The sequence below is a fragment of the Enterobacter sp. 22452 genome, from assembly GCF_052045065.1.
In the GTDB taxonomy this organism is placed as follows: Bacteria; Pseudomonadota; Gammaproteobacteria; order Enterobacterales; family Enterobacteriaceae; genus Enterobacter; species Enterobacter mori.
The window spans coordinates 319,228-343,647 of record NZ_JBQEOB010000004.1; the positions used below are offsets into that span (position 1 = coordinate 319,228).

Below are 24,420 nucleotides of genomic sequence, written 5' to 3' on the forward strand. Positions count from 1 at the left end.
AAAGCGTCCCTGTCGGAGTTTCCGACAGGGAGCATTAAGAAGACATTAACGTGCCGGGTGATGAACGGCGTTAAACCCGAGTTTATGCAGCAGCGTCGCCGCCGACGCATCGTCGCACATCACATACAGGGAAGACCATTCACGGCGCTCAACATAGTTTTTGCGCAGCTTATCAAACTCACCCGGCAAACCCGCTGATTTACGCAGCAGCGCGTCATCGCGGCGCACATCATACACCAAATGCACCAGCCTTTTCAGCGTTGCCTGATCGAGCGGGCCGTGCAGAGTGATGCGACCAAATTCTGGCGCGGGGAGTAAGGTATCCAGCGCTACCTGCTGCAGATGACCGATAAAGGCGCTAAAGGCTTCAAACACCTGCGTCGTGCCGCGCGCTTTGCCTTCAAGCGTATAGCCAGCGATATGCGCGGTGCCCACGTCCACCTTGTTGAGTAGCTCAACGTTGAGTTCCGGCTCGGGTTCCCAGACATCCAGCACCACACTGAGGTTTTGTCCTTCGTTCAGACATGTCAGCAGCGCGGCGTTGTCCACGACCGGGCCACGGCAGGCATTTATCAGAATAGTGCCAGCCTTCAGACGGCGGATCAGCGTTTCATCGGCCAGATGAAGAGACTTATACGGCCCCTCTTTAAACAGCGGCGTGTGGAAGGTGATCACATCACACTGTTCAACCAGCTCATCCAGCGAGCGGAAGTCGCCTTCATCGCCTTTATCTTTGCGCGGCGGGTCGCACAGCAGGGTGCGGATCCCTAACGCTTCAAAACGCTTTTGCAGGCGACCGCCCACGTTGCCCACACCGACAATCCCCACGGTGCGGTCTTTCAGCGCAAAACCATCGCGCTCGGCCAGCATCAGCAGCGAGGAGAAAACGTATTCCACAACGGCAATGGCGTTACAGCCCGGCGCGGCGGAAAAACCGATCCCCGCCTGCTTAAGCCACTTGTCATCCACATGATCGGTCCCTGCCGTTGCGGTGCCGACAAACTTCACCGTTTTGCCGGAAAGCAACGCCTCATTTACTTTGGTCACCGAGCGCACCATCAGGGCATCGGCATCATCCAGTTCATTGACCGGGATTGGGCGACCAGGGACAGCCTTTACGTCACCAAGGCGGCTAAACAGCTCGCGGGCGTAAGGCATATTTTCATCAACGAGGATTTTCACGTCTGAGTACCTGTTTGAGAGGAAGAAAACCTGCCAAGTGTGCCATAATCTCGCCGCCAGGCATATATGTCAGCCGGGTTAACGCTGAGTTTTGACTTTAAGGATTCCGACGATGCAGCCTATTTCAGGTACGCCGCCGCGCCCTCCGGGTGAAGGCCCCTTAACGCCGCCGAGTGTCGCAGGCGAACAGCCGCTCTCCACGCAACAGCGCACCGTGCTGGAGCGACTGATCACGCGCCTGATTGCGCTGACGTCGCAACAAAACGCGGAAGTCTGGGCCGGGGTGAAGCATGACCTGGGCGTGAAGAACGACGTACCGCTGCAGTCGCGCCACTTCCCTGCCGCAGAGCAGAACCTGAACCAGCGAATCAACGCCGCGCAGCAAAATCACACCACTCGACAGATTGTGTCGCAGTTGACCGAGCTCCTGGGCCAGGGGAACAATCGCCAGGCGGTCAGTGATTTTATTCGCCAACAGTATGGCCAGACTGCCCTGAGCCAGCTCACGCCCGATCAGCTCAAAACGGTGCTAACGCTGCTGCAAACCAATCAGCTGTCGATTCCACAGCCTCAGCTGCGCCCGGCGACCGAACGCCCGCTGCTGCCTGCTGAGCACAACACGCTTAATCAGATGGTGACCAAACTGGCCGCCGCCACCGGTGAGTCGACAAAGCTCATCTGGCAATCCATGCTGGAGTTGTCCGACGTGAAAAGCGGCGAGTTGATCCCGGCCAGACAGTTTACGCATCTGGTCACCTGGCTGCAGGCGCGCCAGACGCTCAGCACGCAAACTACCCCGACCCTGCACACGGTTCAGGCAGCACTTAAGCAGCCGCTCGAACCGCACGAGTTTGAGGCGGTGCGGGATTATGCCCAGCAGACCTGGCAGGCCACGCCGCAAACGGTGCTGACCACCGCGCAGGTGCAGGATATATTGAATCAGATCTTTGTTCGTCGCGCCGAGCGCGAAGGCGGCATTCCTGAAGCACGGAACATTCAGCCAATTTACAGCCCGCTGTTTGCGCCCGTCGTGGAAACCTTCAAAACGCTGTCCGCCCGTCCGGGGCTGATGTTCATTGCGTTGCTGATTGTGCTGGCGATTTTCTGGCTGGTTGCCTGACCTTTTTGCCCGGTGGCGCTCCGCTTACCGGGCCTACAACGGCTCGAACCGTAGGCCGGGTAAGGCAGAGCCGCTACCCGGCAATAACAGCTCAAGTCCTGCGAAACGCCACCAGCGTCACCACGATCCCCACCACCGCTGAAACGGCCCCGGCAAGAAATACGGACGGATAGCCAAAGGATGTCGCCACCAGCCCCGCCAGCGGCGCAGTAACCCCGTAGGAGATATCCTGAAACGCGGCATACCCACCGAGCGCCGTGCCGCGTACCTGCGGGGCCACGCGTTTCACCACCTCAACGCCCAGCGCCGGGAAGATCAGCGAGCAACCGCAGCCGGTCAGCGCCGCCCCCAGCAGCGCAACGTAGGCATTGGGTGCCTGCCAGAGCAGCAGCAGACCAATGGTCTCAATGACCAGCGAGGCCACCGCCACCTTCACGCCGCCTAAGCGATCCGGCATCCAGCCAAAAAGCACGCGCATCAGTACGAACGCGCCGCCAAACGCAGTGAGCGTAAAGCCCGCCATTGCCCAGCCACGGCTCATAAAGTACAGGGAGACGAAGGTACCAATCACCGCGAAGCCAACGCCCTGTAGCGCCAGGCCGAGACCCGGCTGCCAGATTTGACCGACCACGCTCCACAGGGATGGGCGTTCGCCTTTATGGGCCGGGACTTTTCGCACCGAACCATTAAATGCCCACGCCAGCAGCGGCAGCACCATGGTGGTACCCGCCAGTGCCGCAAAACCAAAGTGGCTGTGGATCAGCAGACCCAGCGGAGCACCTGCTGCCAGGGCACCGTAGATGGCCATCCCGTTCCAGGACATGACCTTGCCCGAACGCGCAGGGCCAACCAGCCCCATCCCCCAGGTCAGGGTCCCGGTCAGCAGCTGACTTTCACCGAATCCCAGGATTAAACGCCCCACCACCAGCAGCGCAAATTTATACACGGCGTCTACCGGCAGGAGCGCGGCCAGCAGCCATGCGCCGCCCGCCAGACCGCAGGCAAACATGCCCTGCAAAGCTGACCGTTTTGCACCGCGCTGATCCGCCAGGCGTCCGGCATAGCCACGCGTTAACACCGTCGCTAAAAACTGAATACCCACGGCGATGCCAACCAGGGTGTTGCCATAGCCCAACTCCTGGTGAACAAACAGCGGGATCACCGGCAGTGGCAGGCCGACGGTCATGTAGGTAAGAAATACCGCAAAAGCGATGCGGAACAGCGAGGTGTTCCCGGACGTGGCGTTTATATCTGATGTAGCGGCCGTCATGCATAACTCCGAATTCAGGCATAAAAAAAGGGAGCCATCAGGCTCCCTTCTACTATACATTCAAACGCTTATGCTTTCAGCTTACGCATTACCAGCGTGGCGTTGGTGCCGCCGAAACCGAAGCTGTTAGACATAACGGTCGTCAGCGTCGCATCCATTGGTTTGGTTACGATGTTCAGACCAGCAGCCTGCTCATCCAGCTCTTCCACGTTGATGCTTGGCGCGATAAAGCCATGTTCGAGCATCAGCAGAGAGTAGATCGCTTCCTGCACGCCAGCCGCACCCAGAGAGTGACCGGTCATGGCTTTGGTTGCAGAGATCGCCGGGCTCTTATCCGCAAAGACTTCGCGGATCGCACCCAGTTCTTTCACGTCGCCTACTGGAGTAGAGGTACCGTGGGAGTTCAGGTAGTCGATTGGGGTATCAACGCCGTGCATCGCCATCTTCATGCAGCGCACTGCGCCTTCGCCGGATGGAGCAACCATGTCTGCACCGTCGGACGTTGCGCCGTAACCCACGATCTCAGCGTAGATGTGAGCGCCGCGAGCCAGAGCGTGTTCCAGCTCTTCAACCACAACCATACCGCCGCCGCCCGCGATAACGAAACCGTCGCGGTGTGCGTCATAGGTACGGGACGCTTTATCTGGCGTCTCGTTGTATTTGGTGGACAGTGCGCCCATTGCGTCGAACTCACAGGCCATTTCCCAGCCCAGCTCTTCGCCGCCGCCAGCAAACACGATGTCCTGTTTGCCCAGCTGGATTTGCTCAACCGCGTTACCGATACAGTGCGCGGAAGTCGCACAGGCGGAGCTGATGGAGTAGTTCACACCGTGAATTTTGAACGGTGTCGCCAGGCAGGCAGAAACCGCTGAACCCATGGCTTTGGTCACAACGTATGGACCTACCGCTTTCAGGCCGCGCGGGCTACGCATGGCATCCGCACCGAATACCTGCGCTTTAGACGAACCGCCGGAACCGGCAATCAGACCCACGCGCGGGTTGTTCTGATAAACGTCTTCGCTCAGGCCAGCATCAGCAATCGCTTCCTGCATGGAAAGATAGGCGTAAATAGAGGCATCGTTCATGAAACGAACCACTTTACGGTCGATCAAACCGGTGGTGTCCAGTTTGACGTTACCCCATACGTGGCTACGCATTCCCGAATCTTTAAACTCTTCAGAGAAAGTGATCCCGGAGCGTCCTTCACGCAGAGATGCCAGGACTTCCTGCTGGTTATTACCGATGCTGGAAACGATGCCCAGGCCAGTAATCACTGCACGTTTCATTCAATACCTCTGTAAGTCGCACTATAGTAAGTTTCGAGTCGCACAATAGCGTACACTTGTACGCCGAACAAGTCCGATCAGACAATTTCTGAGGAAATTTGCACCGATGGACTCACATCGTTAAGATCGTGCCACTGCCTGTCGGACGAGTAACTTACGTGAAACAAAACGCTATACAACCCGCCAACCTCGAATTCAACGCTGAGGGTACACCTGTTTCCCGAGATTTTGATGACGTCTATTTTTCTAATGATAACGGACTTGAAGAGACACGTTATGTTTTTCTCGACGGAAACCAGCTCGGCGCCCGATTCCCCGCGCATCCGCGCAGCCTGTTCGTGGTGGCGGAAAGCGGATTCGGTACCGGACTCAATTTTCTGACCCTCTGGCAGGCGTTTGATCGGTTTCACGCTGCACATCCAGAGGCTACGCTCCAAAGATTACATTTCGTCAGTTTTGAAAAATTCCCGCTCACTTTGCACGATTTACAGCTCGCACATCAGCACTGGCCGGAGCTGGCAACCTGGGCAGAGCAGCTTCAGGCGCAATGGCCACCGGCCGTGGGTGGCTGCCATCGCCTGATTCTGGACGGCGGACGCGTTACCCTGGATTTATGGCTGGGCGACATTAACGAACTTACCGATCGGCTCGACGATTCGATGAATCAGAAAGTGGATGCCTGGTTCCTGGACGGTTTTGCTCCCGCCAAAAACCCGGACATGTGGAGTCAGCATCTGTTTAGCGCAATGGCGCGTCTGGCCCGCCCGGGCGCAACGCTCGCTACCTTCACCTCGGCAGGTTTTGTCCGCCGCGGGCTGCAGGAAGCGGGCTTTACCATGCGTAAAACCAAGGGGTTTGGCCGCAAGCGCGACATGCTGGTCGGGACGATGGAACAGACGTTGAATGTCCCCGCTCAGGCGCCGTGGTTTTCCCGTCGCGCCAGTGCAACACGCGAGGTAGCACTCATTGGCGGCGGCATTGCCAGCGCCCTGCTCTCGCTCGCGCTTCTCCACCGTGGCTGGCAGGTCACGCTCTACTGCGCCGATGAGGCACCGGCGACGGGTGCCTCAGGCAACCGTCAGGGCGCGCTTTATCCTCTACTGAGCGCGCACGACCCGGCGCTGTTCCAGTTTTTCCCGGCGGCATTTACGTTTGCTCGTCGTCTGTACGATCTTCTGCCTGTTGATTTTGACCACGACTGGTGCGGCGTGACGCAGCTCGGCTGGGATGAGAAGAGCCAGCAAAAAATCGCGCAAATGCTGTCGCTGGGTCTGCCGGAGGCGATCGCCCATGCGGTCACTGCGCAGCAGGTTGCTGAAACCACGGGCGTCGACACGAGCTGTGACGGTATACAGTATCCGCTCGGCGGCTGGCTGTGCCCGGCCGACCTGACGGCGGCGGCGATGACCCTGGCCCAGTCTCGCGGGCTGACGGTGCACTATGCCCACAAGGTTGAATCGCTTAGCCGGACAGAACGCTGGAATCTGCGTTTTGCTGATGGCAAAGCGGCGCAGCACGCAAGCGTAGTGCTGGCAAACGGACATAACATCAGCCAGTTTATTCAGACAGAAACATTGCCGGTTTATCCGGTCGGCGGCCAGGTAAGCCATATCCCAACCGCGCCCGAACTGAGCAAGTTGCGTCAGGTGCTGTGCTATGACGGCTATCTGACGCCGCAAAATCCGTCTAACGGCCATCACTGCATCGGGGCGAGCTATCATCGTGGCGAAACGGAAATGCGCTACAGCGACGCGGACCAGCAGCAGAACCGCCAGCGTCTGATTGATTGTTTCCCGGATGCGGCGTGGGCGAAAGAGGTTGACGTCAGCGAAGGTGAAGCCCGCTGCGGCGTACGCTGCGCCACGCGTGACCATCTGCCGATGGCGGGGAGCGTGCCGGACTATGAGGCAACGCTTGCGGCCTATCAGGATCTCGCTGATAACCGGGACACGGCGGTAAGCGCACCGGTGTATCAGGAGCTGTTTATGCTCGGCGGGCTGGGCTCAAGGGGATTGTGCTCTGCGCCGCTGCTGGCAGAGGTGTTAGCCGCGCAGATGAGCGATGAGCCGATTCCGCTGGACAGAATTACGCTTGCGGGACTCAACCCAAATCGACTGTGGGTACGGAAACTGCTGAAGGGGAAGAAGGTTAAGTAGGGTGCGGTCTGGTGCCCTGACTCCGTCCCTCTCCCACAGGGAGAGGGTGGTGAAACACTTACTTCGCTTTCGCCTGCTGGAACAAATTGTCCCACATGCCCAGCACCAGAGACTGGTCGCGCGGAGAGAGCTCCCCGGCCTGAATGGCTTTTTCAAGGCTGCGAGTCACTTCTTCGTGAACTGCGTCGGCAGAGTGATCGTCACCAGCCTCCAGCTCGGCTACGGCAAGCGTCAGGTGACCACGCAGATAACCGCTGGCGAACAGCTCATCATCACTGGCGTGTTCCACCATGTCATCAATTAACGCCAGAATGCGTGATTCAAATTCTGCGATCATCTTCTTTCCTCTGTTAAAGATCTTCCGGCCAAGGGAAGCATTCCGCCGTGATCTCCGGCGTGTGGTAATAATTCTGTAAAGCCTCGATCAGGCGCGCCGGACGTTCCGGGATGCCCTTCTCAAGATATTCCATCACCTGCTTGTGAACGCGGCGCTGGAAGACGATACGATCCGGCTCGAAGTCGCCTTCCAGGTTGTCGCAGCTCACGTTGAACGGGAAGCCCGCCGCCACGCAGAACAGCCACTCCAGCGCCTGGGGTTTGACTTCAACATCTTCAAACTGGCCCTGAGTTGCGGCGTCACGCCCGTCCGGGCAATACCAGTAACCGAAGTCCACCAGCTCCCGACGTGCTTTCCCCGCGATGCACCAGTGCGAAATCTCGTGCAAACCGCTGGCGTAAAATCCGTGTGCGAACACGATGCGGTTATACGGAACCTCTGCATCAGCAGGAAGATAGATCGGTTCGTCGTCGCCTTTAATCAGACGGGTATTAAAATCGTCAGCAAAACAGCCGTCGAAAATCTCAATCAGCTGCTCGTATTTATGCGTACTGTTCATTAGTGCATCCCCAACCAGGTGAGGATCTCCTGTCCATGGCTGTCATAAAGAAGTTTGGCACTCATCACCGCAGAGACCACAACAATCATCGGACGGATCAGCTTTTGCCCCTTGCTCAATACCAGACGCGAGCCCACGCGCGCGCCTAAAAATTGGCCCACCATCATTACAAAGCCGGTTGCCCAGATAACCTTGCCGCCAATGATAAACAGCAGCAGGCCGCCGACGTTTGAGGTCGCGTTGAGCACTTTGGCATGGGCAGTGGATTTGGCGAGGTTGAACCCGGCCAGCGTCACGAACGCCAGCGCGTAAAACGAGCCTGCGCCCGGGCCGAAGAAACCGTCATAAAAACCTACACAGCCCCCGGCAACCAGCGCGAACGGCAGGCCGTGCAGGCGACGCTGGCGGTCCTCTTCACCGAGCTTAGGCATCAGCAAAAAGTACAGGCCGATGCAGATAACCAGGATCGGCAGGATCTGACGCAAAATATCGGACTGCACGTGCTGAACCAGCAGCGCGCCCGACGTCGAGCCAATAAAGGTCATCAGAATATTGAGCTTCTGATCGGCCAGGCTCACCACCTTGCGGCGGATAAAATAGAGTGACGCCGAGAGCGACCCACCGCAGGCCTGCAGCTTGTTAGTAGCCAGCGCCTGAGCCGGGCTCATGCCGGCCGCCAGCAGCGCCGGAACCGTCAGCAAACCGCCCCCACCCGCCAGCGCATCGATAAACCCGGCGAGCATCGCAACAAAAAAGAGCACCGCCAGCAGCAGCGGTGACACCATAAACAGATCGACGAAATTATCCATTAAAGTACATGCTCATCCAGTAGCGCCTGGCAGGAAGGCGGCAACGGAGGCGGTGTCTTCTTCTCAGGCTTAGAGGTTCCAGGCTTCGCCGGTTCAAACCAGCTTTGCAGTTCATAACCACAGCCATCACCAGGCGGTGGAAGCGGCTGATCTTCACATTCCAGACTGTTCGCCGGGCAGCGCAGACGAACGTGCATATGTGCACGGTGCTGGAACCACGGACGCACTTTGCGCAGCCAGTCGCGATCCGTTCCAGCATCCAGACAGAGCTGTTGCTTGATGGCCGGGTTAACGAAAATCCGCGTGACGTCGTTATCTTCTGCCGCCAGCTTGATCATGCTGGAGACATCCTGCGTCCACAGGGACGGCACTACGCGCTTACCGTCGCTCGCGACCAAATCCAGCGCCTGCGGTTTCAGCAGCTGCGAAGACGTCCAGCGCGTTTTCGGCAGCTGTAAGAAGATATCGACATCCAGTCCGGTCTGGTGGCTGGCATGACCGCCGTTGAAGCGACCCCCGGCAGGCATCCCCATATCGCCGATCAGCATCGTGCCCAGCCCCAGGTTATGCACCTGATTACCAAGGCGCTGTATAAACAGCACCAGATCCGGATGGCCGAAATAGCGGCGCTGATCGGTACGCATCACCTGATAGGTGTCCGACTGAAGCGGAAGTTCCTGCGCGCCCACGATGCAGCCGTTAGAGAAGGCCCCGATGGACTGCGCACTCCCCGCCACCGGATGGGTGATTTTTTGCCACGGCGTGGCGGCCAGAGAGGCTCCACTGGCGAGCAGCGCCAGCAGAGCAATTGCGGTTTTTTTCATGTTTACCAGCGTGGAATGGTGGTCGTCACATCCGCATTCTGCGCGCGCTGGCGCAGGAAGTGATCCATCAACACGATCGCCAGCATCGCTTCTGCGATCGGCACCGCGCGGATCCCCACGCACGGATCGTGACGTCCTTTGGTGATCATCTCAACTTCTTCACCAGAGCGGTTAATCGTGTGGCCCGGCACGGTAATGCTGGAAGTCGGCTTCAGTGCGATGTTGGCAACAATCTGCTGCCCGCTGCTGATACCGCCCAGAATGCCGCCCGCATGGTTGCTCTGGAAGCCCGCTTTCGTGATTTCGTCGCGGTTCTGGCTACCGCGAAGTTGAACCACGTCAAAACCGTCGCCAATCTCGACGCCCTTCACCGCGTTGATACTCATCAGCGCGTGGGCGATGTCAGCGTCGAGACGGTCAAATACCGGCTCGCCCCAGCCAGCCGGGACGCCGTCAGCCACCACGGTGACTTTCGCACCGATGGAGTCACCCTCTTTTTTAAGGCCGCGCATCAGTTCGTCGAGCGCCTCTAGCTTGTCGGCATCCGCGCAAAAGAACGGGTTTTGCTCGACCTGCTCCCAGTCTTTGATCGCCAGTGGAATGTCGCCCATCTGGGTCAGGCAGCCGCGGATAACGATGCCAAATTTCTGCTGCAGGTATTTCTTGGCAATCGCCCCTGCCGCCACGCGCATCGCGGTTTCACGCGCGGAAGAACGTCCACCACCGCGATAGTCACGGAAGCCGTACTTTTGTTCGTAGGTGTAGTCGGCGTGGCCCGGACGGAAAACGTCTTTGATGGCGCCGTAGTCCTGGGAGCGTTGATCGGTATTTTCGATCAGCAGGCCAATGCTGGTCCCGGTGGTGCGCCCTTCAAAGACGCCGGAAAGAATTTTGACCTGGTCCGGCTCGCGACGCTGCGTGGTGTAGCGAGAGGTGCCCGGACGTCGACGGTCGAGGTCGTGCTGTAAATCTGCTTCGGTCAGTTCGATGCCCGGCGGTACGCCGTCGACAATACAACCGAGTGCCAACCCGTGCGACTCCCCAAAGGTGGTCACGCGGAATACCTGTCCAATACTATTTCCTGCCATCACGGCTCCGATGTTGTTGTTTGTGTTTGAGCGTTGTGAAACGGGCCGAAGCCCGCTGGATTAATCTTTATAGATGCTGAAGTGTTCGCGCGCGTCGAGCAGCTGCGCTTTGGTCAGCATAAAGACGCCGTCACCGCCGTTGTCAAACTCAAGCCAGGTGAACGGCACATCCGGGTACTGCTCTATCAGATGTACCATGCTGTTGCCCACTTCACAAATCAGAACGCCGTCGTCGGTCAGGTAATCCGGCGCGCAGGCCAGAATGCGGCGGGTCAGCTTCAGTCCGTCAGAGCCTGATGCCAGGCCCAGCTCCGGCTCATGGCGATATTCGTTTGGCAGATCGGACATGTCTTCTGCATCGACGTACGGCGGATTGGTGACGATCAGATCGTACTGCAGCGTCGGCAGGTCGCGGAACAGATCGGAGCGAATTGGCGTAACGTGATGGATCAGGCCGTGCTCTTCAATATTGTGCTCGGTTACGGCCAGCGCGTCGGTGGAAATATCGACCGCGTCCACTTCCGCTTCCGGGAAGGCGTAGGCGCAGGCGATGGCGATACAGCCGCTGCCGGTACACATATCCAGAATGTGCTGCGGCTGATGGTTAATCAGTCCTTCAAAGTGGTTGTTGATCAGCTCGCCAATCGGCGAGCGCGGCACCAGCACGCGTTCATCAACATAGAACTCGTGGCCGCAGAACCAGGCTTTATTGGTCAGGTAGGCGACCGGGATACGCTCGTTCACGCGGCGGATCACGCGCTCAACGATGCGGTGCTTCTCGCTGGAGGTCAGGCGCGCGGTACGCATGTCTTCCGGAATATCCAGCGGCAGGTAGAGGGACGGCAGCACCAGTTGAACGGCCTCATCCCACGGGTTATCGGTACCGTGACCGTACCAGATGTTGGCGGCGCTGAAGCGGCTAACCGACCAGCGCAACATGTCCTGTATGGTATGCAGCTCGTTTACTGCTTCATCGACAAAAATTTTATCCACTCTTTCCTCCAGGGCATGCTCGCATAATTTTCGGCGGCTAGTTTGCCATGAAGACGGCGATAAATCAGCAATGACGCGTACCGCTTGAGGTTAAAAAATGCGTTTAGTCGGGTACACTATCGGAAATACGAGATGAGAATGCCAAATGAAAAAGAAAACATCGCTCAGCGAGGAGGATCAGACACTCTTCCGACAGCTGATGACCGGGACGCGTAAAATCACGCAGGACACCATCGTTCATCGTCCTCAGCGCAAAAAAATCAGTGAAGTGCCGGTCAAACGACTGCTCCAGGAGCAGGCCGATAACAGCCACTATTTTTCAGATGAATTTCAGCCGCTGCTCAACACGCAGGGGGCTGTGAAGTACGTACGTGAAGACGTCAGCCATTTTGAGCTGAAAAAATTACGCCGTGGGGACTATTCACCGGAACTGTTTCTCGATCTGCACGGGTTAACCCAAATGCAGGCGAAACAGGAGCTGGGGGCGTTGATTGCGGCATGTCGTCGCGAACACGTTTTTTGCGCCTGCGTGATGCACGGTCACGGCAAACATATTCTCAAGCAACAGACGCCGCTGTGGCTGGCTCAGCATCCACACGTGATGGCGTTTCATCAGGCACCGAAAGCGTACGGCGGAGATGCCGCATTGCTGGTGTTGATTGAAGTCGAGGAATGGCAGCCGCCAGAGTTGCCCTGACAGGATGGCGGGAAGCACATTGCACCCCGCCATATCGCACGTCACGTCAGATCGCTTTTGCCATCTTCAGGTTGCACGGACTCATTTGCCAGTTAAAGACACCTTTGCCGGTTTCGTCGAGGGTGACGTTGGCAATGGCGGAGGTCGTGAACATAGGCGGCGTTTCGCCAGGGCACAGCTCAGATACCAGATAGCCGACCAGCGGCAGGTGGGAAATGACCAGTGCGGAAGCGACACCTTCATTGCACAGCGCCTGGAGATAAGCGCTGACAAGGCCTACATCGCCACATGGGGTGAGTTCAGGGAGAACATCCACACTGGAAGGCAGGTTCATACACTCCCCCACCACATCCAGCGTCTGTTCTGCACGCAGGAACGGACTCACCAGAACGCGTTCGATGTCCACTTTTTGACCTTTAAGCCAGGTAGCCATTTGACGGGATTCGTCGCAGCCACAGACTGTCAAAGGACGTACTGAGTCACTGGCGGCATCGAGTGCCGCGTCGCCGTGACGCATGATAAAAACTTGCATATTGCACCGCTTTTGTTAACCAGAATCACCGGCGTTGACTACCCGCGATTAAAGCTGGGAGGTAGAAAACCCGATGGCCGGGCATTGTGCCTGATCCATTCGGTGAATGAAACGCTGTTTTTTACCTCAATGGCGTAAGTATAGTCAATCTCTGTTTACAAATTCGCCAAAACAGGTCTCTTCACCGAAGGATTTACCCTTCTTTGACCTCAGCTTACGAGGACAGTTTCCCTTGCAGGCCAGAATGTCTGGCCCCGTTCCGCCATCTGCAATAATTCGTCACAGGGTGTAAACCGTGGACCATATTGCGAAGCCAGACGTTGCAGAATTGCAACCACTTCACCCGCCCCGAGGGTGTCCATATACCGGAACGGGCCGCCAAGGAACGGCGGGAAACCAATACCAAATACGGCACCGATGTCACCATCACGTGCGCTTTTGATCACCTGTTCGCCGAAACAGCGCGCCGCTTCGTTGAGCATCATCATCACACAACGCTCAGCACACTGCGCTGACGACAGTTTTCCCTGACCGGTAACAGAAATAAGCCCATAAACCGCAGGGTCGACCTGTTTCTTGCTTTTACGCCCTTTTGCCCCGTAAAGATAGAAACCGCGTTCATTTTTTCTGCCTTTGCGATCGTCCTTCAAAATTGCAGAAACAATATTTGCAGGGGGGCTAAAACGGTCTCCGTAAGCAGCTTCCAGTACAGGTATAATTTTAGTGCCGGTATCTATTCCTACCTCATCCAAAAGTTGGATTGGGCCGACAGGGAAACCAAACTTCACCAGCGCCTCATCGACGTGCTCAATCTTCTCCCCTTCCGTCAGCAACCGCATTGCTTCATTAATGTAGGGAGCCAGAATACGATTGACGTAGAAGCCTGCTTTATCTGCCACGACAATCGGCGTTTTGCCCTGCTTTTTCGCGAGCTTGACCACCGTGGCAACGGTTTGCGGACTGGTGGTCGCGTGTGGAATAACCTCCACCAGCGGCATTTTTTCAACCGGGCTGAAAAAGTGCAGACCAATTACCTGCTCCGGTCGTGCGGCTTTCGCCGCGATGTTGCCAATCGGCAATGACGAGGTGTTTGAAGCAAAGATGGTATGCGGGGCGCAATGCTGTTCAACGTCTGCCACCATTTGCTGCTTGAGCGCCAGATCTTCAAACACGGCTTCTATCACCAGATCGCGATGTGCAAAACCGCGGTAGTCCGTGGTGCCAGTGATCATCGCGAGTGTTTTATCGCGCTCGCTTGCTTTGATATGGCGGCGTTTAACCTTCTGATCAAGGTTCTGCCAGCTGTACTGAAGCGCGTGGTTGATTCCCTTAGGATTAATGTCTTTGATACGCACCGGCAATTTGCCTTTGCTGGCAGTGACAAACGCAATTCCACCGCCCATCAGCCCGCCCCCCAGCACCCCAACGGCGCGCAGCGGCGCAGGCTCAGCTTCGCTTCCCGGATCTTTTTTAACGTCAGTGCTGGCAAAGAAGATGCTGCGCAGCGCCTGAGACTGCGGCGTCATTGCCAGTTCACCAAAGGCTTTTGCCTCGGCGGCATAACCGCTGCTGCTGCCCTGTGACAAGCCGATTTCAATCACTTCAAGAATGCGCTTCGCCGCCGGGTAGTTGCCTTTGGTTTTTTGCTCGGTCTTTTTGCTTACCATGTTGAACAGGAGCGCGCGCCCCAGTGGCCCTGCCAGCACGCGCTCACGCACAGGAAGAGGACGTTTTGCCTGACGCCCTTTCAGGGCCAGTTCAACGGCGGCCTCCAGCAAAATCGAGTGGGGAACCACTTCATCGACCAGTCCCACTTTCAGCGCCTGACGGGCGCGCAGCTGCTTGCCGGTTAAGATCATCTCCAGCGCGGTACTCACCCCCACCAGACGCGGTAAACGCTGCGTTCCACCCGAGCCAGGTAACAGGCCTAACTGCACTTCCGGCAGGCCTAACACCGTTTTTGCATCATCGGTACAAATGCGGCTATGGCAGGCCAGCGCCAGCTCTAAACCGCCCCCCAGACAAGCGCCGTGAATGGCAGCAATCACCGGGAACGACAGGGCGTGGATCTCAGCCATCACCTGCTGCCCCTGACGCGCCAGCTCTTCGGCTTCCTGGGCGCTTTGCGCGCGGGCAATCATGTTGATATCGGCCCCGGCAATAAAGTTATCCGGCTTGGCCGAGATAAACACCAGACCGCGAATGGCTTTGTTTTCGCGGAGCTGCTTTAGCATCGCGCGTACCTGAACACCAAATTCGGCCTTCAGGGTATTCATCTTTTCATCAGGCACATCAATAGTGATAACGGCCACGTTATCGAGGCGAACCGTCAGATTGAATGCAGTTGGCATGTCCATTATTCAGCCTCCAGAACCATTGCTGCGCCAAGACCGCCTGCCGCACAGGCGGTAACGAGACCAAACCCACCGCCGCGGCGACGAAGTTCATGTAACGTTTGGGTAATCATACGCGCGCCCGTTGCCGCAAACGGATGGCCGTAAGCGATGGATCCGCCAAGCACGTTAAACTTACTCTGATCCACTTCGCCGGTCGCGTGGGCACGGCCCAGTACATCGCGCGCGAAGCGTTCGCTTGCCAGCAGCTGGATGTTTGCCAGGGTTTGTGCGGCAAAGGCTTCGTGCATATCGATCAGGGTTAAGTCAGCCAGCGTCAGCCCCGCGCGCTCCAGCGCCAGCGGCGTGGACCAGGCTGGACCTAACAACATGTCCTGCCAGACATCAATCGCCGTAAACGCATAGCTTCGCAAATAACCCAGCGGGGTGATGCCCAGCTCCTTCGCACGGGATTCGGTCATCAGGATCACGGCCGCAGCACCGTCCGTCAGAGGCGTACTGTTGGCCGCCGTAACGGTGCCATGTTTACGGTCAAACGCCGGGCGCAGTTTTGCGTAATCCGCCAGCGTCGAGGTGCCACGGATATTGTTATCTTCCACCAGAGGTTCGCGGAAAGGTGGGATGTAAGCCGTCATCACCTCGTCGGCAAGTTTACCTTCCGACCAGGCCTTCGCAGCGAGCTGGTGCGAACGATGCGCCAGGGCATCCTGCTGTTCGCGGGTGATGCCGTAGGTTTTCGCCATCTGCTCAGCGGTATCGCCCATGCGCAGGCCGGTTGAATATTCAGCCACCGCGGGCGGAACAGGCATCAGATCGCGCAGGCGTAAACGCGAGAAGAGTTTAAGTTTCTGGCCGGTCGTGCGGGCTTTGTTCGCATCCACGAGGATACGTGCCAGCTTTTTGCTGACCCCAATCGGCAGAACTGAAGAGGAGTCCGCCCCGCCCGCGATACCCGCGCGAATAGTCCCCGCCATCAGGCTTTCGGCCACGTTAGCCACCGCCTGAAAGCTGGTCGCGCAGGCGCGACTGACGCTGTAGGCATCGGTGTGCACATTCATTCCCGTGCCGAGAACAATTTCACGTGCAATGTTGGGGGCTTCAGGCATCTGCACGACCTGGCCGAAGACCAACTGTTCGATGACCTCAGGCGGAATTTCGCTGCGAGCCAGCATCTCGCCTACGACCATTTTTCCCAGATCGACGGCCGGTATACCATGAAAGGCAGTTGCCTGACGCGCAAACGGCGTTCGCAACCCGCTAACAATGGCAATGCGATCACCTTGTCGGGTGATAAGCGGTAATGCCTGACTCATAACATTCCCCTGTAAAAAACTTTACACAAATATAAAGTGGTCTGACCTGATAACAGTCTTAACCATTTTTTTACATTCAGCCAATCGGGGAAGCATAAAAATGCGAGCTAAAACACAGAGAAGAAAAAGAAAATGCCCCGAGGTAAAAGCAAAACGGTAACCCTGAGGTTACCGTTTTTGATGTTTGCGCCCTCTCCCGTGGGAGAGGGTTGGGGTGAGGGCACCAGACCGCTGGAATTAGCGCAGGCCCAGCTGGAAAATCAGCGTTTCAGCTTCGCACGCAAAAACAAAATCGATGTCCAGCTTCACGCCACCTTCCACTTCGGTAAAGGTCGACTTGATTTCGCACGGATCGGATTCGACTTCACGCGCACGCTGACTCAGCGCGGCCAGGGTTTCTTCCGCTTCGGCACGGCTAGTGAATACACGGCTGTAAGACGCGGTGCAATCGGTGTTGTCCATGATGGTGCCAACATCCATACAGCAGCAAACCGGGGTTTCATCAGCACTGCATTTACTCATAGCTCAATTTCCTCTGTATTCGCGCAAAGCGCGAGATAAACACGATGCTGATATTTTACGCCCCGCCGCTGGCTCTCTCCAGCCGTTAATGACGCAAAATCGGATAAGTGAGCAATATCACACTAAAAAATGATCTAAAACAAAATTCACCCTTTCGGGTGAGTCTCGCTGGTCACAATTTTGCCAACCAGATCTCGTTTCAAGAAACATGTTTGAAAATATTAATAAACAAACTTGCAACATATTGGCTGGTCAGACCTATACTCACGCCACTGGTCTGATTTGTATGTCATACCTCAGACCCTACACTTCGCGCTCCTGTTACGGTATGTAACAATTATTGAATAAAAATAACTCAATGAGGTTATGGTCATGAGCCAGAAAACCCTGTTCAAAAAGACTGCGCTGGCAGTCGCAGTGGCAATCGTCTCAACGTCCGCCTGGTCAGCGGGCTTCCAGTTAAACGAATTTTCTTCCTCTGGCCTTGGCCGTGCATATTCCGGGGAAGGCGCTATTGCTGATGACGCAGGTAACGCAAGTCGTAACCCTGCGCTTATCATGATGTTCGATCGTCCGACCTTCTCTGCTGGTGCGGTTTACATCGATCCTGATGTCAATATTTCCGGCAAATCGCCTTTCACTGGCGCGAGCCTGAAAGCGGATAACATTGCGCCGACAGCGTGGGTACCTAACCTGCACTTCGTTGCGCCGATTAATGAACAATTTGGTTGGGGTGCATCAGTCACCTCTAACTATGGTCTGGCAACCGAGTTCAATAACAATTACCCGGCAGGCGAATACGGGGGCAAAACCGATTTAACTACCCTCAACCTGAACCTGAGCGGCGCGTATCGTCTCAATGACAACTGGAGCTTCGGCCTGGGCTTTGATGCCGTCTACGCTGATGCCAAAATTGAGCGTTATACCGGTGAACAAACTGCCGCTCTGCCGAAAAACAGCAACAAGATCGCCAGCCTGAAGGGCGATGAGTGGGGCTACGGCTGGAACGCGGGTATTCTATATGAGCTGGACAAAAATAACCGCTGGGGTCTGACCTATCGCTCAGAAGTGAAAATTGATTTCGATGGCGATTACAAAAGCGGCATCCTGAGCCCTGTAAACGGCATGGTTCCGGGTGCAGGCACCACCATCCCGTGGGGCACGTCAAACCAGACCGTACCAGGTTCACTGTCACTGCATCTGCCAGAAATGTGGGAAGTCTCCGGTTACAACCGCGTCGCACCACAATGGGCTATTCACTATAGCCTGGCATACACCAGCTGGAGTCAGTTCGAAGAGTTGAAAGCGACCGGCAGCAATGGTCAGACGCTGTTCTATAAGGACGAAAGTTTCCACGACGCATACCGTATTGCGCTGGGTACAACCTACTATATGGACGACAACTGGACATTCCGTACCGGTATCGCGTTTGATGATAGCCCGGTTCCGGCTGATAAGCGCTCCATCTCCATCCCGGATCAGGACCGCTTCTGGCTGAGTGCTGGTGCAACCTATGCATTCAACGAGAATGCGTCAGTCGACGCTGGCGTCTCTTATATGCACGGTCAGAAAGTGACGTTCCAGGAAGGCCCTTACGAGTTCACCTCTGAAGGTAAAGCCTGGCTGTTCGGTACCAACTTCAACTACGCGTTCTAATCGCGCAGGGATCAAAAAAGGTGAGCATCGCTCACCTTTTTTATTTATTCCGAATCGATATCTTTGAGTTCGTTCTCGATGGCTTTCGCGTTCGGATTATCTTCCGGCTTCAGCTTGCCGCCATTGGCGATGAAGTCATGGTTCTGGAAGTACGCCTCACGCACCATGATATACGGATCGGAAGACTGGCGCAGCAGACCGTCAGAGTCCAGCAGTTGCGCACGCGTTTCGATCCCTTCCACCGTCCACTTACCAATCGACAGCGGCCAGGTCAGCCATGACAGCACAGGATAAAGCGTATCCACCATATCGCCGCCATCATCACGCACGGTGAAACTGCCATAGAACGGCAGATGCACATACGGACCATAACCGACACCGTAATGCCCCAGCGTGCTGCCGAAACGGTGCGGCTGTTCACGCTGCAGTTTTGTGTTTGCCATGCCAGCGACATCAATGAAGCCGCCCATACCCAGCAGGGAGTTCAGGAAGAAGCGCGTAAAGTGCACCATCCCCTGATACGGATCACCTTGCAGGAAATAGTTCACCATTACCGCAGGCTCTTCCAGGTTGCTGGTGAAATTGCTTAATCCATTACGCGCAGGTTGTGGAACATAATCGCGCCATGCCACCGCTACCGGGCGGACCACATACGGATCCAGCACGTTATAGTTGAAGCTGTACATCGAGCGGTTAAATCCTTCAAGAGGATCGGAGCGTCCCGTTTGCTCCCCGGAGCTGGCGCAGCCCACAAGCATCGTCGCGCCCAGCGCAAGCGCCGACAGCCGAAGTTTCATAATTATCTCCCTGTTCAGTATGGCTATCGTTGATTGCCATCCGTAACGGAGCATCTGTCGCTCCGTATGAAAACGTGCAAGTGATTGTAACAGCACGTTTCCCGATGTCTATGAGCACAATTACGGGCAGTAACCACCGTCACTCTGATCTCAGCATAGCCTGGCTTTAGGAATTCGTTTCGCTGGCAATTTTATAATGTCTTTGAAAGAGATGTATCACCTTTGTTGCCATTGCCACCAATTTAAGAGCATCCCCACAGGCATCACGATAAAAGCCGCTACGCTTTAAAGAAAGTTCATCCTCCAGGAGCGGTTATGAAAGAAGTGGGCGAAGAAAAAATTGGCGAGAACAATCAGGACGTAGAAATTGAGAGTGAAGAAAAAGAGCGTGGCGAGAAGATAGAAATTGACGAAGATCGCCTGCCCTCCCGTGCGATGGCGATCCACGAACATATACGCCAGGATGGCGAAAAGGAGATGGAACGCGATGCCATGGCCCTGTTCTGGTCGGCGATTGCCGCGGGTCTCTCGATGGGGGCGTCGCTGCTGGCCAAAGGCATATTTCATGTCCAGCTGGAGGGCGTGCCGGGTGGCTTTTTACTGGAGAATCTTGGCTACACCTTCGGCTTTATCATCGTCATCATGGCGCGCCAGCAGCTCTTTACTGAAAACACCGTCACTGCCGTGCTGCCCGTGATGCAAAACCCTACCCTGGGCAATTTCGGCTTGCTGATGCGGCTCTGGAGCGTGGTATTGCTTGGAAATATCATTGGTACAGGCATCGCAGCCTGGGCCTTTGAGTATATGCCGATATTTGATGAGCCCACCCGGGATGCGTTTGTAAAAATTGGCATGGATGTGATGAAAAACACGCCCTTAGAGATGTTCTCGAATGCGATTATCTCCGGCTGGATCATCGCCACCATGGTGTGGATGTTCCCCTCGGCAGGCAGCGCAAAAATTGTGGTGATCATCCTGATGACCTGGCTGATTGCGCTCGCCGATACCACGCACATCGTGGTAGGTACCGTTGAAATTCTCTATCTGGTCTTTAATGGCACGCTACACTGGAGCGATTTCTTCTGGCCGTTCGCCCTGCCAACGCTGGCGGGCAATATTTGCGGCGGGACCTTTATCTTCGCGCTGTTGAGCCACGCGCAAATCCGCAATGATATGTCGAACAAGCGTAAGGCCGAGCTCAAGGCGCAGGAAGATAATGAAAAATCGGCAAAAAAATCGGCCTGAATGGTGACTCTTTGAGCAGTCAGGCGGCAATGCGCTTAACGCAAAGTGTAAATAACGCTATACTCGTGCCGCCTCGTCCCCTTAGTTAAATGGATATAACGAGCCCCTCCTAAGGGCTAGTTGCAGGTTCGATTCCTGCAGGGGACACTTTCGTTCTTCCTGACTTCATAAAAAATCACTGCATTTTCCACAACTCTACACAGTTCCGCCCGCGTCGTTTTGCACCATACAGCGCTTCATCCGCTGCCTGTATCAGACGTTCGTTAGCACAATTAAAAACTCATCGCCACCGTAGCGAAATACGTAGTCGCAGGCGCGAACGTTGTTATAAAACGCACCCGCCACTTTTCGCAGGATTTCATCACCCATATTGTGGCCCCAGGTATCATTGATTTGCTTGAATTTATCAACATCGATCAGTAGCGCCGACAGCGGCGTACCGACACGGGTGGCATGGATGATTTCACGTTCAAAAATGGTCGGCAGGAAGCGACGGGTCAGCAGTCGGGTGAGCCCATCTCATGGCGGGAAACCTCATCAAACAGCTCACGCAGCAGGGTAACGATTTGCGAGAGGGTGTTAAGCACCTGCCGCAAAAATTTGACCTGCCGGGACCTGTCACGAAGCGCATCGTCAGCATGGCGAACCTCATTAAAGGCCTCGTCAAACTACGTTGATGAATGTGTGAGTCAGTTTCATTGAGCAGTTGCACCCACTCATCTTTCACCGTTTGCAGATATGTATCCATCGTCAACGCCCTCAAAAGAGTGACTTTCGCTTATTTATAACAATAGCAAAATCAAGCCTCTCGGAAATCGCCGCTTTTTTAATCAAAAACGAGTAATAGCACATAACGTATAAGGGTGCTACATTATACCGCCCATCCAATGTCAGCTATGGCCAGGTAACGCCGTAAAGATCGGTAAAGCCTGCAACCATGACCTTGCACTACGGTCTAATAGGCACGTGGTATCGCTAAGCGCGCTACTTTTACCGGTTTTACAAAGGTTCCTCTAATTTGTCTGAATCCTCATTCAAACGCGCGTTCTTGCACCCGCGTTACTGGTTTACATGGTTTGGTCTTGGCGTACTTTGGTTGCTGGTTCAGCTTCCTTACCCGGTGATCCGCATACTGGGCTCAAGACTCGGCAGCGCATCGCGCTATTTCCTTAAACGTCGCGAGTCTATCGCACGTAAAAATCTTGAACTTTGCTTCCCGCACTACAATGCGCAGCAGCGCGAAAAGCTGATCGCTGAAAACTTTAAATCTATCGGCATGGCATTGCTGGAAACCGGTATGGCCTGGTTCTGGCCTGATGAACGCGTGCGTAAATGGTTTGATGTAGAAGGTCTGGATAACCTGAAGCGTGCCCAGGCACAGAATCGGGGCGTGATGGTCGTCGGGGTTCACTTTATGTCCCTCGAACTCGGTGGACGCGTGATGGGGCTTTGCCAGCCGATGATGGCTACCTACCGTCCGCACAACAGCGCGCTGATGGAGTGGGTTCAGACTCGCGGCCGTATGCGCTCAAACAAGGCGATGATCAGCCGTAACAATCTGCGCGGCATGGTCGGTGCGCTGAAAAAAGGTGAGGCCGTGTGGTTTGCACCCGATCAGGATTATGGCCGTAAAGGCAGCAGCTTCGCGCCTTTCTTCGCGGTTAAAGACGTTGCCACGACCAATGGCACCTTTGTGATTTCACGCCTTTCCGGTGCCGCCATGCTGACCGTAACGATGGTCAGAAAAGCGGATAAATCAGGTTATCGCTTGCACATCTCTCCGGAAATGGCGAACTACCCGGAAAATGAGTGTGAAGCCGCCACCTTTATCAACAAGGTTATCGAGTTCGAGATCATGCGTGCACCTGAGCAGTATTTGTGGATGCACCGCCGCTTCAAAACCCGTCCGCTGGGCGAAGCCTCTCTCTATATCTAAGCCTTCCAGAAGGTTAGTTTCGCTAAGAAACTAACCTTTTCAATCACCTGTAATTCCCCTGAGTAACCGTCTTTTTTCTGCGTCGCTCAACGGGAATTTATTGCGTACTGAAATCAAACTGTCGCCGTTCCACGACACTCGTAAGTATCGGAAATTATTTAGAAAAATCCCACTTGTCACCCCCCATTTTTAGGCGTACATTAGCGCCGTCTGACAATGGGAAGCGCAGAATTCTGAGGTGGAGTCTGAGGCGTAGCGGGATAATTCCGATTTCCGTTTTAGCCCGATTTCAACTCTCTATAATCAGGTGGACTCTGTTTTTGAATGCGTACCACAAGATACGCGGAGTGATGAAACGTGAAATATTTCTTTATGGGCATTTCGGTGATTGTTTTAGTCTGGGCCGGAACCTTTGCCCTGATGATCTAGCAAAGAACATGCAGTCAAAAAAACAGGCGCTCAAGGCGCCTGTTTTTTTTGTGTCGTCAGGTTTCAGGCTGTTCAGCCACATTTTTTGATGAGAGAAGCCCGTCAGCCCGGAACATGCTCTTAATCCCTCTGACCGCCTGACGAATGCGGTCGCTGTTTTCAATCAACGCGAACCGCACGTGGGTATCGCCATAATCGCCAAACCCGATGCCCGGCGAGACGCACACCTTCGCATCCTGCAGGAGCTTCTTGGCAAACTCCAGCGACCCCATTGCCGCATAGGGCTCAGGAATTTTAGCCCAGACGTACATGGATGCCTTCGGCATTTCCACCATCCAGCCCGCTTCATGCAGACCTTTCACCAGCACATCGCGACGCCGCTTATACTGGGCAGCAATATCCTGTACACACTGCTGATCGCCTTCAAGCGCAGCAATTGCAGCAACCTGTAGCGGCGTAAATGTGCCGTAGTCGTGGTAACTCTTTATACGCGCCAGCGCATTTACCAGCGTCTTGTTACCCACCATAAAGCCAATGCGCCAACCCGCCATGTTGTAACTTTTCGACAGCGTGAAGAACTCGACCGCCACATCGCGTGCGCCCGGCACCTGCATAATGGAAGGCGCCTTCCATCCGTCGTAGACAATATCCGCATAGGCGAGATCGTGAACCACCAGCACGTCGTAACGTTTTGCCAGGGCGACCACTTTCTCAAAGAATTCGAGCTCAACGCACTGGGCCGTTGGGTTCGAGGGGAAACCGAGGATCATCATCTTTGGTTTCGGGTAGCTTTCACGAATCGCGCGTTCCAGTTCGTTAAAGAAGTCTACGCCTTCCACCAGCGGCACAGAGCGAACCTGCGCGCCAGCAATCACCGCACCGTAGATATGGATCGGATAGCTGGGGTTTGGCACCAGCACGGTATCACCGTGATCCAGCGTCGCCAGCATCAGGTGTGCCAGCCCTTCTTTCGAGCCAATGGTGACAATGGCTTCACTTTCAGGATCGATGTCCACCTGGTAGCGATCCTGGTACCAGCGGGAAATGGCACGACGTAATCGAGGAATACCGCGAGACGTTGAGTAACCATGCGTATCAGGGCGCTGGGCAACCGTACAGAGTTTCTCAACAATATGCGGCGGCGTTGGGCCGTCAGGGTTACCCATGCTGAAATCGATGATATCTTCGCCGCGCCGACGCGCAGCCATCTTCAGCTCAGCAGTGATATTGAAAACATAAGGGGGGAGACGATCGATACGCGTGAAACGGCGTTCAGGACTGAATTCAGCCATAGATTCCTCAGATTAACGTTAGC

Annotated in this window: 22 protein-coding genes, 1 tRNA gene and 1 pseudogene; 8 read left to right on the forward strand and 16 right to left on the reverse strand. The window is 55.5% G+C overall.

Annotated elements, in window-relative coordinates:
- Positions 1-45: 45 nt before the first annotated feature.
- Positions 46-1,182, reverse strand: a complete 1,137-nt coding sequence (pdxB, locus tag ACTJJA_RS14065) for a 4-phosphoerythronate dehydrogenase PdxB (RefSeq protein WP_440668487.1) — start codon at positions 1,180-1,182, stop codon at positions 46-48.
- Positions 1,183-1,294: 112 nt separating this feature from the next.
- On the opposite strand from pdxB, the gene flk reads away from it, so the two are divergent.
- Entirely contained in the window at positions 1,295-2,302 is a 1,008-nt protein-coding gene (gene flk / locus ACTJJA_RS14070) for a flagella biosynthesis regulator Flk (RefSeq protein ID WP_440668488.1), read from the forward strand.
- Positions 2,303-2,393: 91 nt separating this feature from the next.
- Here flk and ACTJJA_RS14075 read toward each other — a convergent pair whose 3' ends face one another.
- Together ACTJJA_RS14075 and fabB are read right to left on the reverse strand one after the other, a co-directional pair.
- Positions 2,394-3,572, reverse strand: a complete 1,179-nt coding sequence (locus ACTJJA_RS14075; protein WP_440668489.1) for an MFS transporter — start codon at positions 3,570-3,572, stop codon at positions 2,394-2,396.
- Positions 3,573-3,640: 68 nt separating this feature from the next.
- Positions 3,641-4,858, reverse strand: a complete 1,218-nt coding sequence (gene fabB, locus ACTJJA_RS14080) for a beta-ketoacyl-ACP synthase I (RefSeq protein WP_089597894.1) — start codon at positions 4,856-4,858, stop codon at positions 3,641-3,643.
- A 158-nt stretch (positions 4,859-5,016) separates the two neighbouring features.
- On the opposite strand from fabB, the gene mnmC reads away from it, so the two are divergent.
- Positions 5,017-7,014, forward strand: a complete 1,998-nt coding sequence (gene mnmC, locus ACTJJA_RS14085; RefSeq protein WP_440668490.1) for a bifunctional tRNA (5-methylaminomethyl-2-thiouridine)(34)-methyltransferase MnmD/FAD-dependent 5-carboxymethylaminomethyl-2-thiouridine(34) oxidoreductase MnmC — start codon at positions 5,017-5,019, stop codon at positions 7,012-7,014.
- Between the two features lie 58 nt (positions 7,015-7,072).
- On the opposite strand, the gene ACTJJA_RS14090 is transcribed toward mnmC, so the two are convergent.
- From ACTJJA_RS14090 to prmB, 6 genes are read right to left on the reverse strand one after another with little or no spacing between them, the layout of a single operon-like run.
- Positions 7,073-7,351: a YfcL family protein gene (locus tag ACTJJA_RS14090; RefSeq protein WP_048029667.1), complete on the reverse strand. Its 279-nt coding sequence runs from the start codon at positions 7,349-7,351 to the stop codon at positions 7,073-7,075.
- 13 nt (positions 7,352-7,364) lie between these two features.
- Entirely contained in the window at positions 7,365-7,910 is a 546-nt protein-coding gene (locus ACTJJA_RS14095) for an elongation factor P hydroxylase (RefSeq protein WP_238458825.1), read from the reverse strand.
- Positions 7,910-8,719 carry a sulfite exporter TauE/SafE family protein gene (locus tag ACTJJA_RS14100; protein WP_089597892.1) on the reverse strand — a complete coding sequence of 270 codons (810 nt, stop codon included), beginning with the start codon at positions 8,717-8,719 and terminating at the stop codon, positions 7,910-7,912. The genes ACTJJA_RS14095 and ACTJJA_RS14100 overlap by 1 nt, the downstream gene beginning before the upstream one ends.
- Positions 8,719-9,543, reverse strand: a complete 825-nt coding sequence (gene mepA, locus ACTJJA_RS14105; protein WP_010433221.1) for a penicillin-insensitive murein endopeptidase — start codon at positions 9,541-9,543, stop codon at positions 8,719-8,721. Before mepA ends, ACTJJA_RS14100 begins: the two co-directional genes overlap by 1 nt.
- 2 nt (positions 9,544-9,545) lie before the next feature.
- Positions 9,546-10,631 carry a chorismate synthase gene (gene aroC, locus ACTJJA_RS14110; RefSeq protein WP_421510800.1) on the reverse strand — a complete coding sequence of 362 codons (1,086 nt, stop codon included), beginning with the start codon at positions 10,629-10,631 and terminating at the stop codon, positions 9,546-9,548.
- Positions 10,632-10,691: 60 nt separating this feature from the next.
- Complete coding sequence (prmB, locus tag ACTJJA_RS14115; RefSeq protein WP_023312578.1) at positions 10,692-11,624, reverse strand: 50S ribosomal protein L3 N(5)-glutamine methyltransferase; 933 nt, start codon at positions 11,622-11,624, stop codon at positions 10,692-10,694.
- 145 nt (positions 11,625-11,769) lie between these two features.
- On the opposite strand from prmB, the gene smrB reads away from it, so the two are divergent.
- Positions 11,770-12,321 carry an endonuclease SmrB gene (smrB, locus tag ACTJJA_RS14120; RefSeq protein WP_440668491.1) on the forward strand — a complete coding sequence of 184 codons (552 nt, stop codon included), beginning with the start codon at positions 11,770-11,772 and terminating at the stop codon, positions 12,319-12,321.
- Between the two features lie 46 nt (positions 12,322-12,367).
- On the opposite strand, the gene sixA is transcribed toward smrB, so the two are convergent.
- The 4 genes from sixA to ACTJJA_RS14140 form a co-directional block, all read right to left on the reverse strand.
- Complete coding sequence (gene sixA / locus ACTJJA_RS14125) at positions 12,368-12,853, reverse strand: phosphohistidine phosphatase SixA (protein WP_003861375.1); 486 nt, start codon at positions 12,851-12,853, stop codon at positions 12,368-12,370.
- A 209-nt stretch (positions 12,854-13,062) separates the two neighbouring features.
- Positions 13,063-15,210, reverse strand: a complete 2,148-nt coding sequence (gene fadJ, locus ACTJJA_RS14130) for a fatty acid oxidation complex subunit alpha FadJ (RefSeq protein WP_440668492.1) — start codon at positions 15,208-15,210, stop codon at positions 13,063-13,065.
- Positions 15,210-16,520 (reverse strand): acetyl-CoA C-acyltransferase FadI, encoded by a 1,311-nt coding sequence (gene fadI / locus ACTJJA_RS14135; RefSeq protein ID WP_089597890.1) that lies wholly within the window; start codon positions 16,518-16,520, stop codon positions 15,210-15,212. Before fadI ends, fadJ begins: the two co-directional genes overlap by 1 nt.
- A 237-nt stretch (positions 16,521-16,757) precedes the next feature.
- Positions 16,758-17,042 (reverse strand): YfcZ/YiiS family protein, encoded by a 285-nt coding sequence (locus tag ACTJJA_RS14140; RefSeq protein ID WP_010433204.1) that lies wholly within the window; start codon positions 17,040-17,042, stop codon positions 16,758-16,760.
- Positions 17,043-17,414: 372 nt separating this feature from the next.
- On the opposite strand from ACTJJA_RS14140, the gene fadL reads away from it, so the two are divergent.
- Positions 17,415-18,698 (forward strand): long-chain fatty acid transporter FadL, encoded by a 1,284-nt coding sequence (fadL, locus tag ACTJJA_RS14145; RefSeq protein WP_120157765.1) that lies wholly within the window; start codon positions 17,415-17,417, stop codon positions 18,696-18,698.
- A 44-nt stretch (positions 18,699-18,742) separates the two neighbouring features.
- Here fadL and mlaA read toward each other — a convergent pair whose 3' ends face one another.
- Complete coding sequence (gene mlaA, locus ACTJJA_RS14150; RefSeq protein WP_010433199.1) at positions 18,743-19,495, reverse strand: phospholipid-binding lipoprotein MlaA; 753 nt, start codon at positions 19,493-19,495, stop codon at positions 18,743-18,745.
- Positions 19,496-19,810: 315 nt separating this feature from the next.
- Between mlaA and ACTJJA_RS14155 the strand changes: the two genes are divergently transcribed.
- Positions 19,811-20,740, forward strand: a complete 930-nt coding sequence (locus ACTJJA_RS14155; RefSeq protein ID WP_440668493.1) for a formate/nitrite transporter family protein — start codon at positions 19,811-19,813, stop codon at positions 20,738-20,740.
- 75 nt (positions 20,741-20,815) lie between these two features.
- Positions 20,816-20,887: transfer RNA gene (locus ACTJJA_RS14160), tRNA-Arg, on the forward strand.
- A gap of 28 nt (positions 20,888-20,915) precedes the next feature.
- Here the strand turns inward: ACTJJA_RS14160 and ACTJJA_RS14165 are convergent.
- Positions 20,916-21,408: pseudogene (locus ACTJJA_RS14165) on the reverse strand (diguanylate cyclase); the annotation flags it as partial.
- Positions 21,409-21,758: 350 nt separating this feature from the next.
- Here ACTJJA_RS14165 and lpxP point away from each other — a divergent pair.
- Positions 21,759-22,676: a kdo(2)-lipid IV(A) palmitoleoyltransferase gene (gene lpxP, locus ACTJJA_RS14170; RefSeq protein WP_010433190.1), complete on the forward strand. Its 918-nt coding sequence runs from the start codon at positions 21,759-21,761 to the stop codon at positions 22,674-22,676.
- A gap of 357 nt (positions 22,677-23,033) precedes the next feature.
- Positions 23,034-23,105: a membrane protein YpdK gene (gene ypdK / locus ACTJJA_RS14175; RefSeq protein ID WP_099458937.1), complete on the forward strand. Its 72-nt coding sequence runs from the start codon at positions 23,034-23,036 to the stop codon at positions 23,103-23,105.
- Positions 23,106-23,161: 56 nt separating this feature from the next.
- Here the strand turns inward: ypdK and alaC are convergent, their stop codons facing one another.
- Positions 23,162-24,397: an alanine transaminase gene (gene alaC / locus ACTJJA_RS14180; RefSeq protein WP_108416665.1), complete on the reverse strand. Its 1,236-nt coding sequence runs from the start codon at positions 24,395-24,397 to the stop codon at positions 23,162-23,164.
- Positions 24,398-24,420 lie beyond the last annotated feature (23 nt).

What these genes read in the sequence shown, in the direction of transcription:
- flk (WP_440668488.1), top strand. Translation starts at nt 1,295, where the DNA reads ATGCAGCCTATTTCAGGTACGCCGCCGCGCCCTCCGGGTGAAGGCCCC.
- ACTJJA_RS14075 (WP_440668489.1), bottom strand. Translation starts at nt 3,572, where the DNA reads ATGACGGCCGCTACATCAGATATAAACGCCACGTCCGGGAACACCTCG.
- fabB (WP_089597894.1), bottom strand. Translation starts at nt 4,858, where the DNA reads ATGAAACGTGCAGTGATTACTGGCCTGGGCATCGTTTCCAGCATCGGT.
- ACTJJA_RS14090 (WP_048029667.1), bottom strand. Translation starts at nt 7,351, where the DNA reads ATGATCGCAGAATTTGAATCACGCATTCTGGCGTTAATTGATGACATG.
- ACTJJA_RS14095 (WP_238458825.1), bottom strand. Translation starts at nt 7,910, where the DNA reads ATGAACAGTACGCATAAATACGAGCAGCTGATTGAGATTTTCGACGGC.
- ACTJJA_RS14100 (WP_089597892.1), bottom strand. Translation starts at nt 8,719, where the DNA reads ATGGATAATTTCGTCGATCTGTTTATGGTGTCACCGCTGCTGCTGGCG.
- mepA (WP_010433221.1), bottom strand. Translation starts at nt 9,543, where the DNA reads ATGAAAAAAACCGCAATTGCTCTGCTGGCGCTGCTCGCCAGTGGAGCC.
- aroC (WP_421510800.1), bottom strand. Translation starts at nt 10,631, where the DNA reads ATGGCAGGAAATAGTATTGGACAGGTATTCCGCGTGACCACCTTTGGG.
- smrB (WP_440668491.1), top strand. Translation starts at nt 11,770, where the DNA reads ATGAAAAAGAAAACATCGCTCAGCGAGGAGGATCAGACACTCTTCCGA.
- sixA (WP_003861375.1), bottom strand. Translation starts at nt 12,853, where the DNA reads ATGCAAGTTTTTATCATGCGTCACGGCGACGCGGCACTCGATGCCGCC.
- fadJ (WP_440668492.1), bottom strand. Translation starts at nt 15,210, where the DNA reads ATGGACATGCCAACTGCATTCAATCTGACGGTTCGCCTCGATAACGTG.
- fadI (WP_089597890.1), bottom strand. Translation starts at nt 16,520, where the DNA reads ATGAGTCAGGCATTACCGCTTATCACCCGACAAGGTGATCGCATTGCC.
- ACTJJA_RS14140 (WP_010433204.1), bottom strand. Translation starts at nt 17,042, where the DNA reads ATGAGTAAATGCAGTGCTGATGAAACCCCGGTTTGCTGCTGTATGGAT.
- fadL (WP_120157765.1), top strand. Translation starts at nt 17,415, where the DNA reads ATGAGCCAGAAAACCCTGTTCAAAAAGACTGCGCTGGCAGTCGCAGTG.
- mlaA (WP_010433199.1), bottom strand. Translation starts at nt 19,495, where the DNA reads ATGAAACTTCGGCTGTCGGCGCTTGCGCTGGGCGCGACGATGCTTGTG.
- ACTJJA_RS14155 (WP_440668493.1), top strand. Translation starts at nt 19,811, where the DNA reads ATGAAAGAAGTGGGCGAAGAAAAAATTGGCGAGAACAATCAGGACGTA.
- alaC (WP_108416665.1), bottom strand. Translation starts at nt 24,397, where the DNA reads ATGGCTGAATTCAGTCCTGAACGCCGTTTCACGCGTATCGATCGTCTC.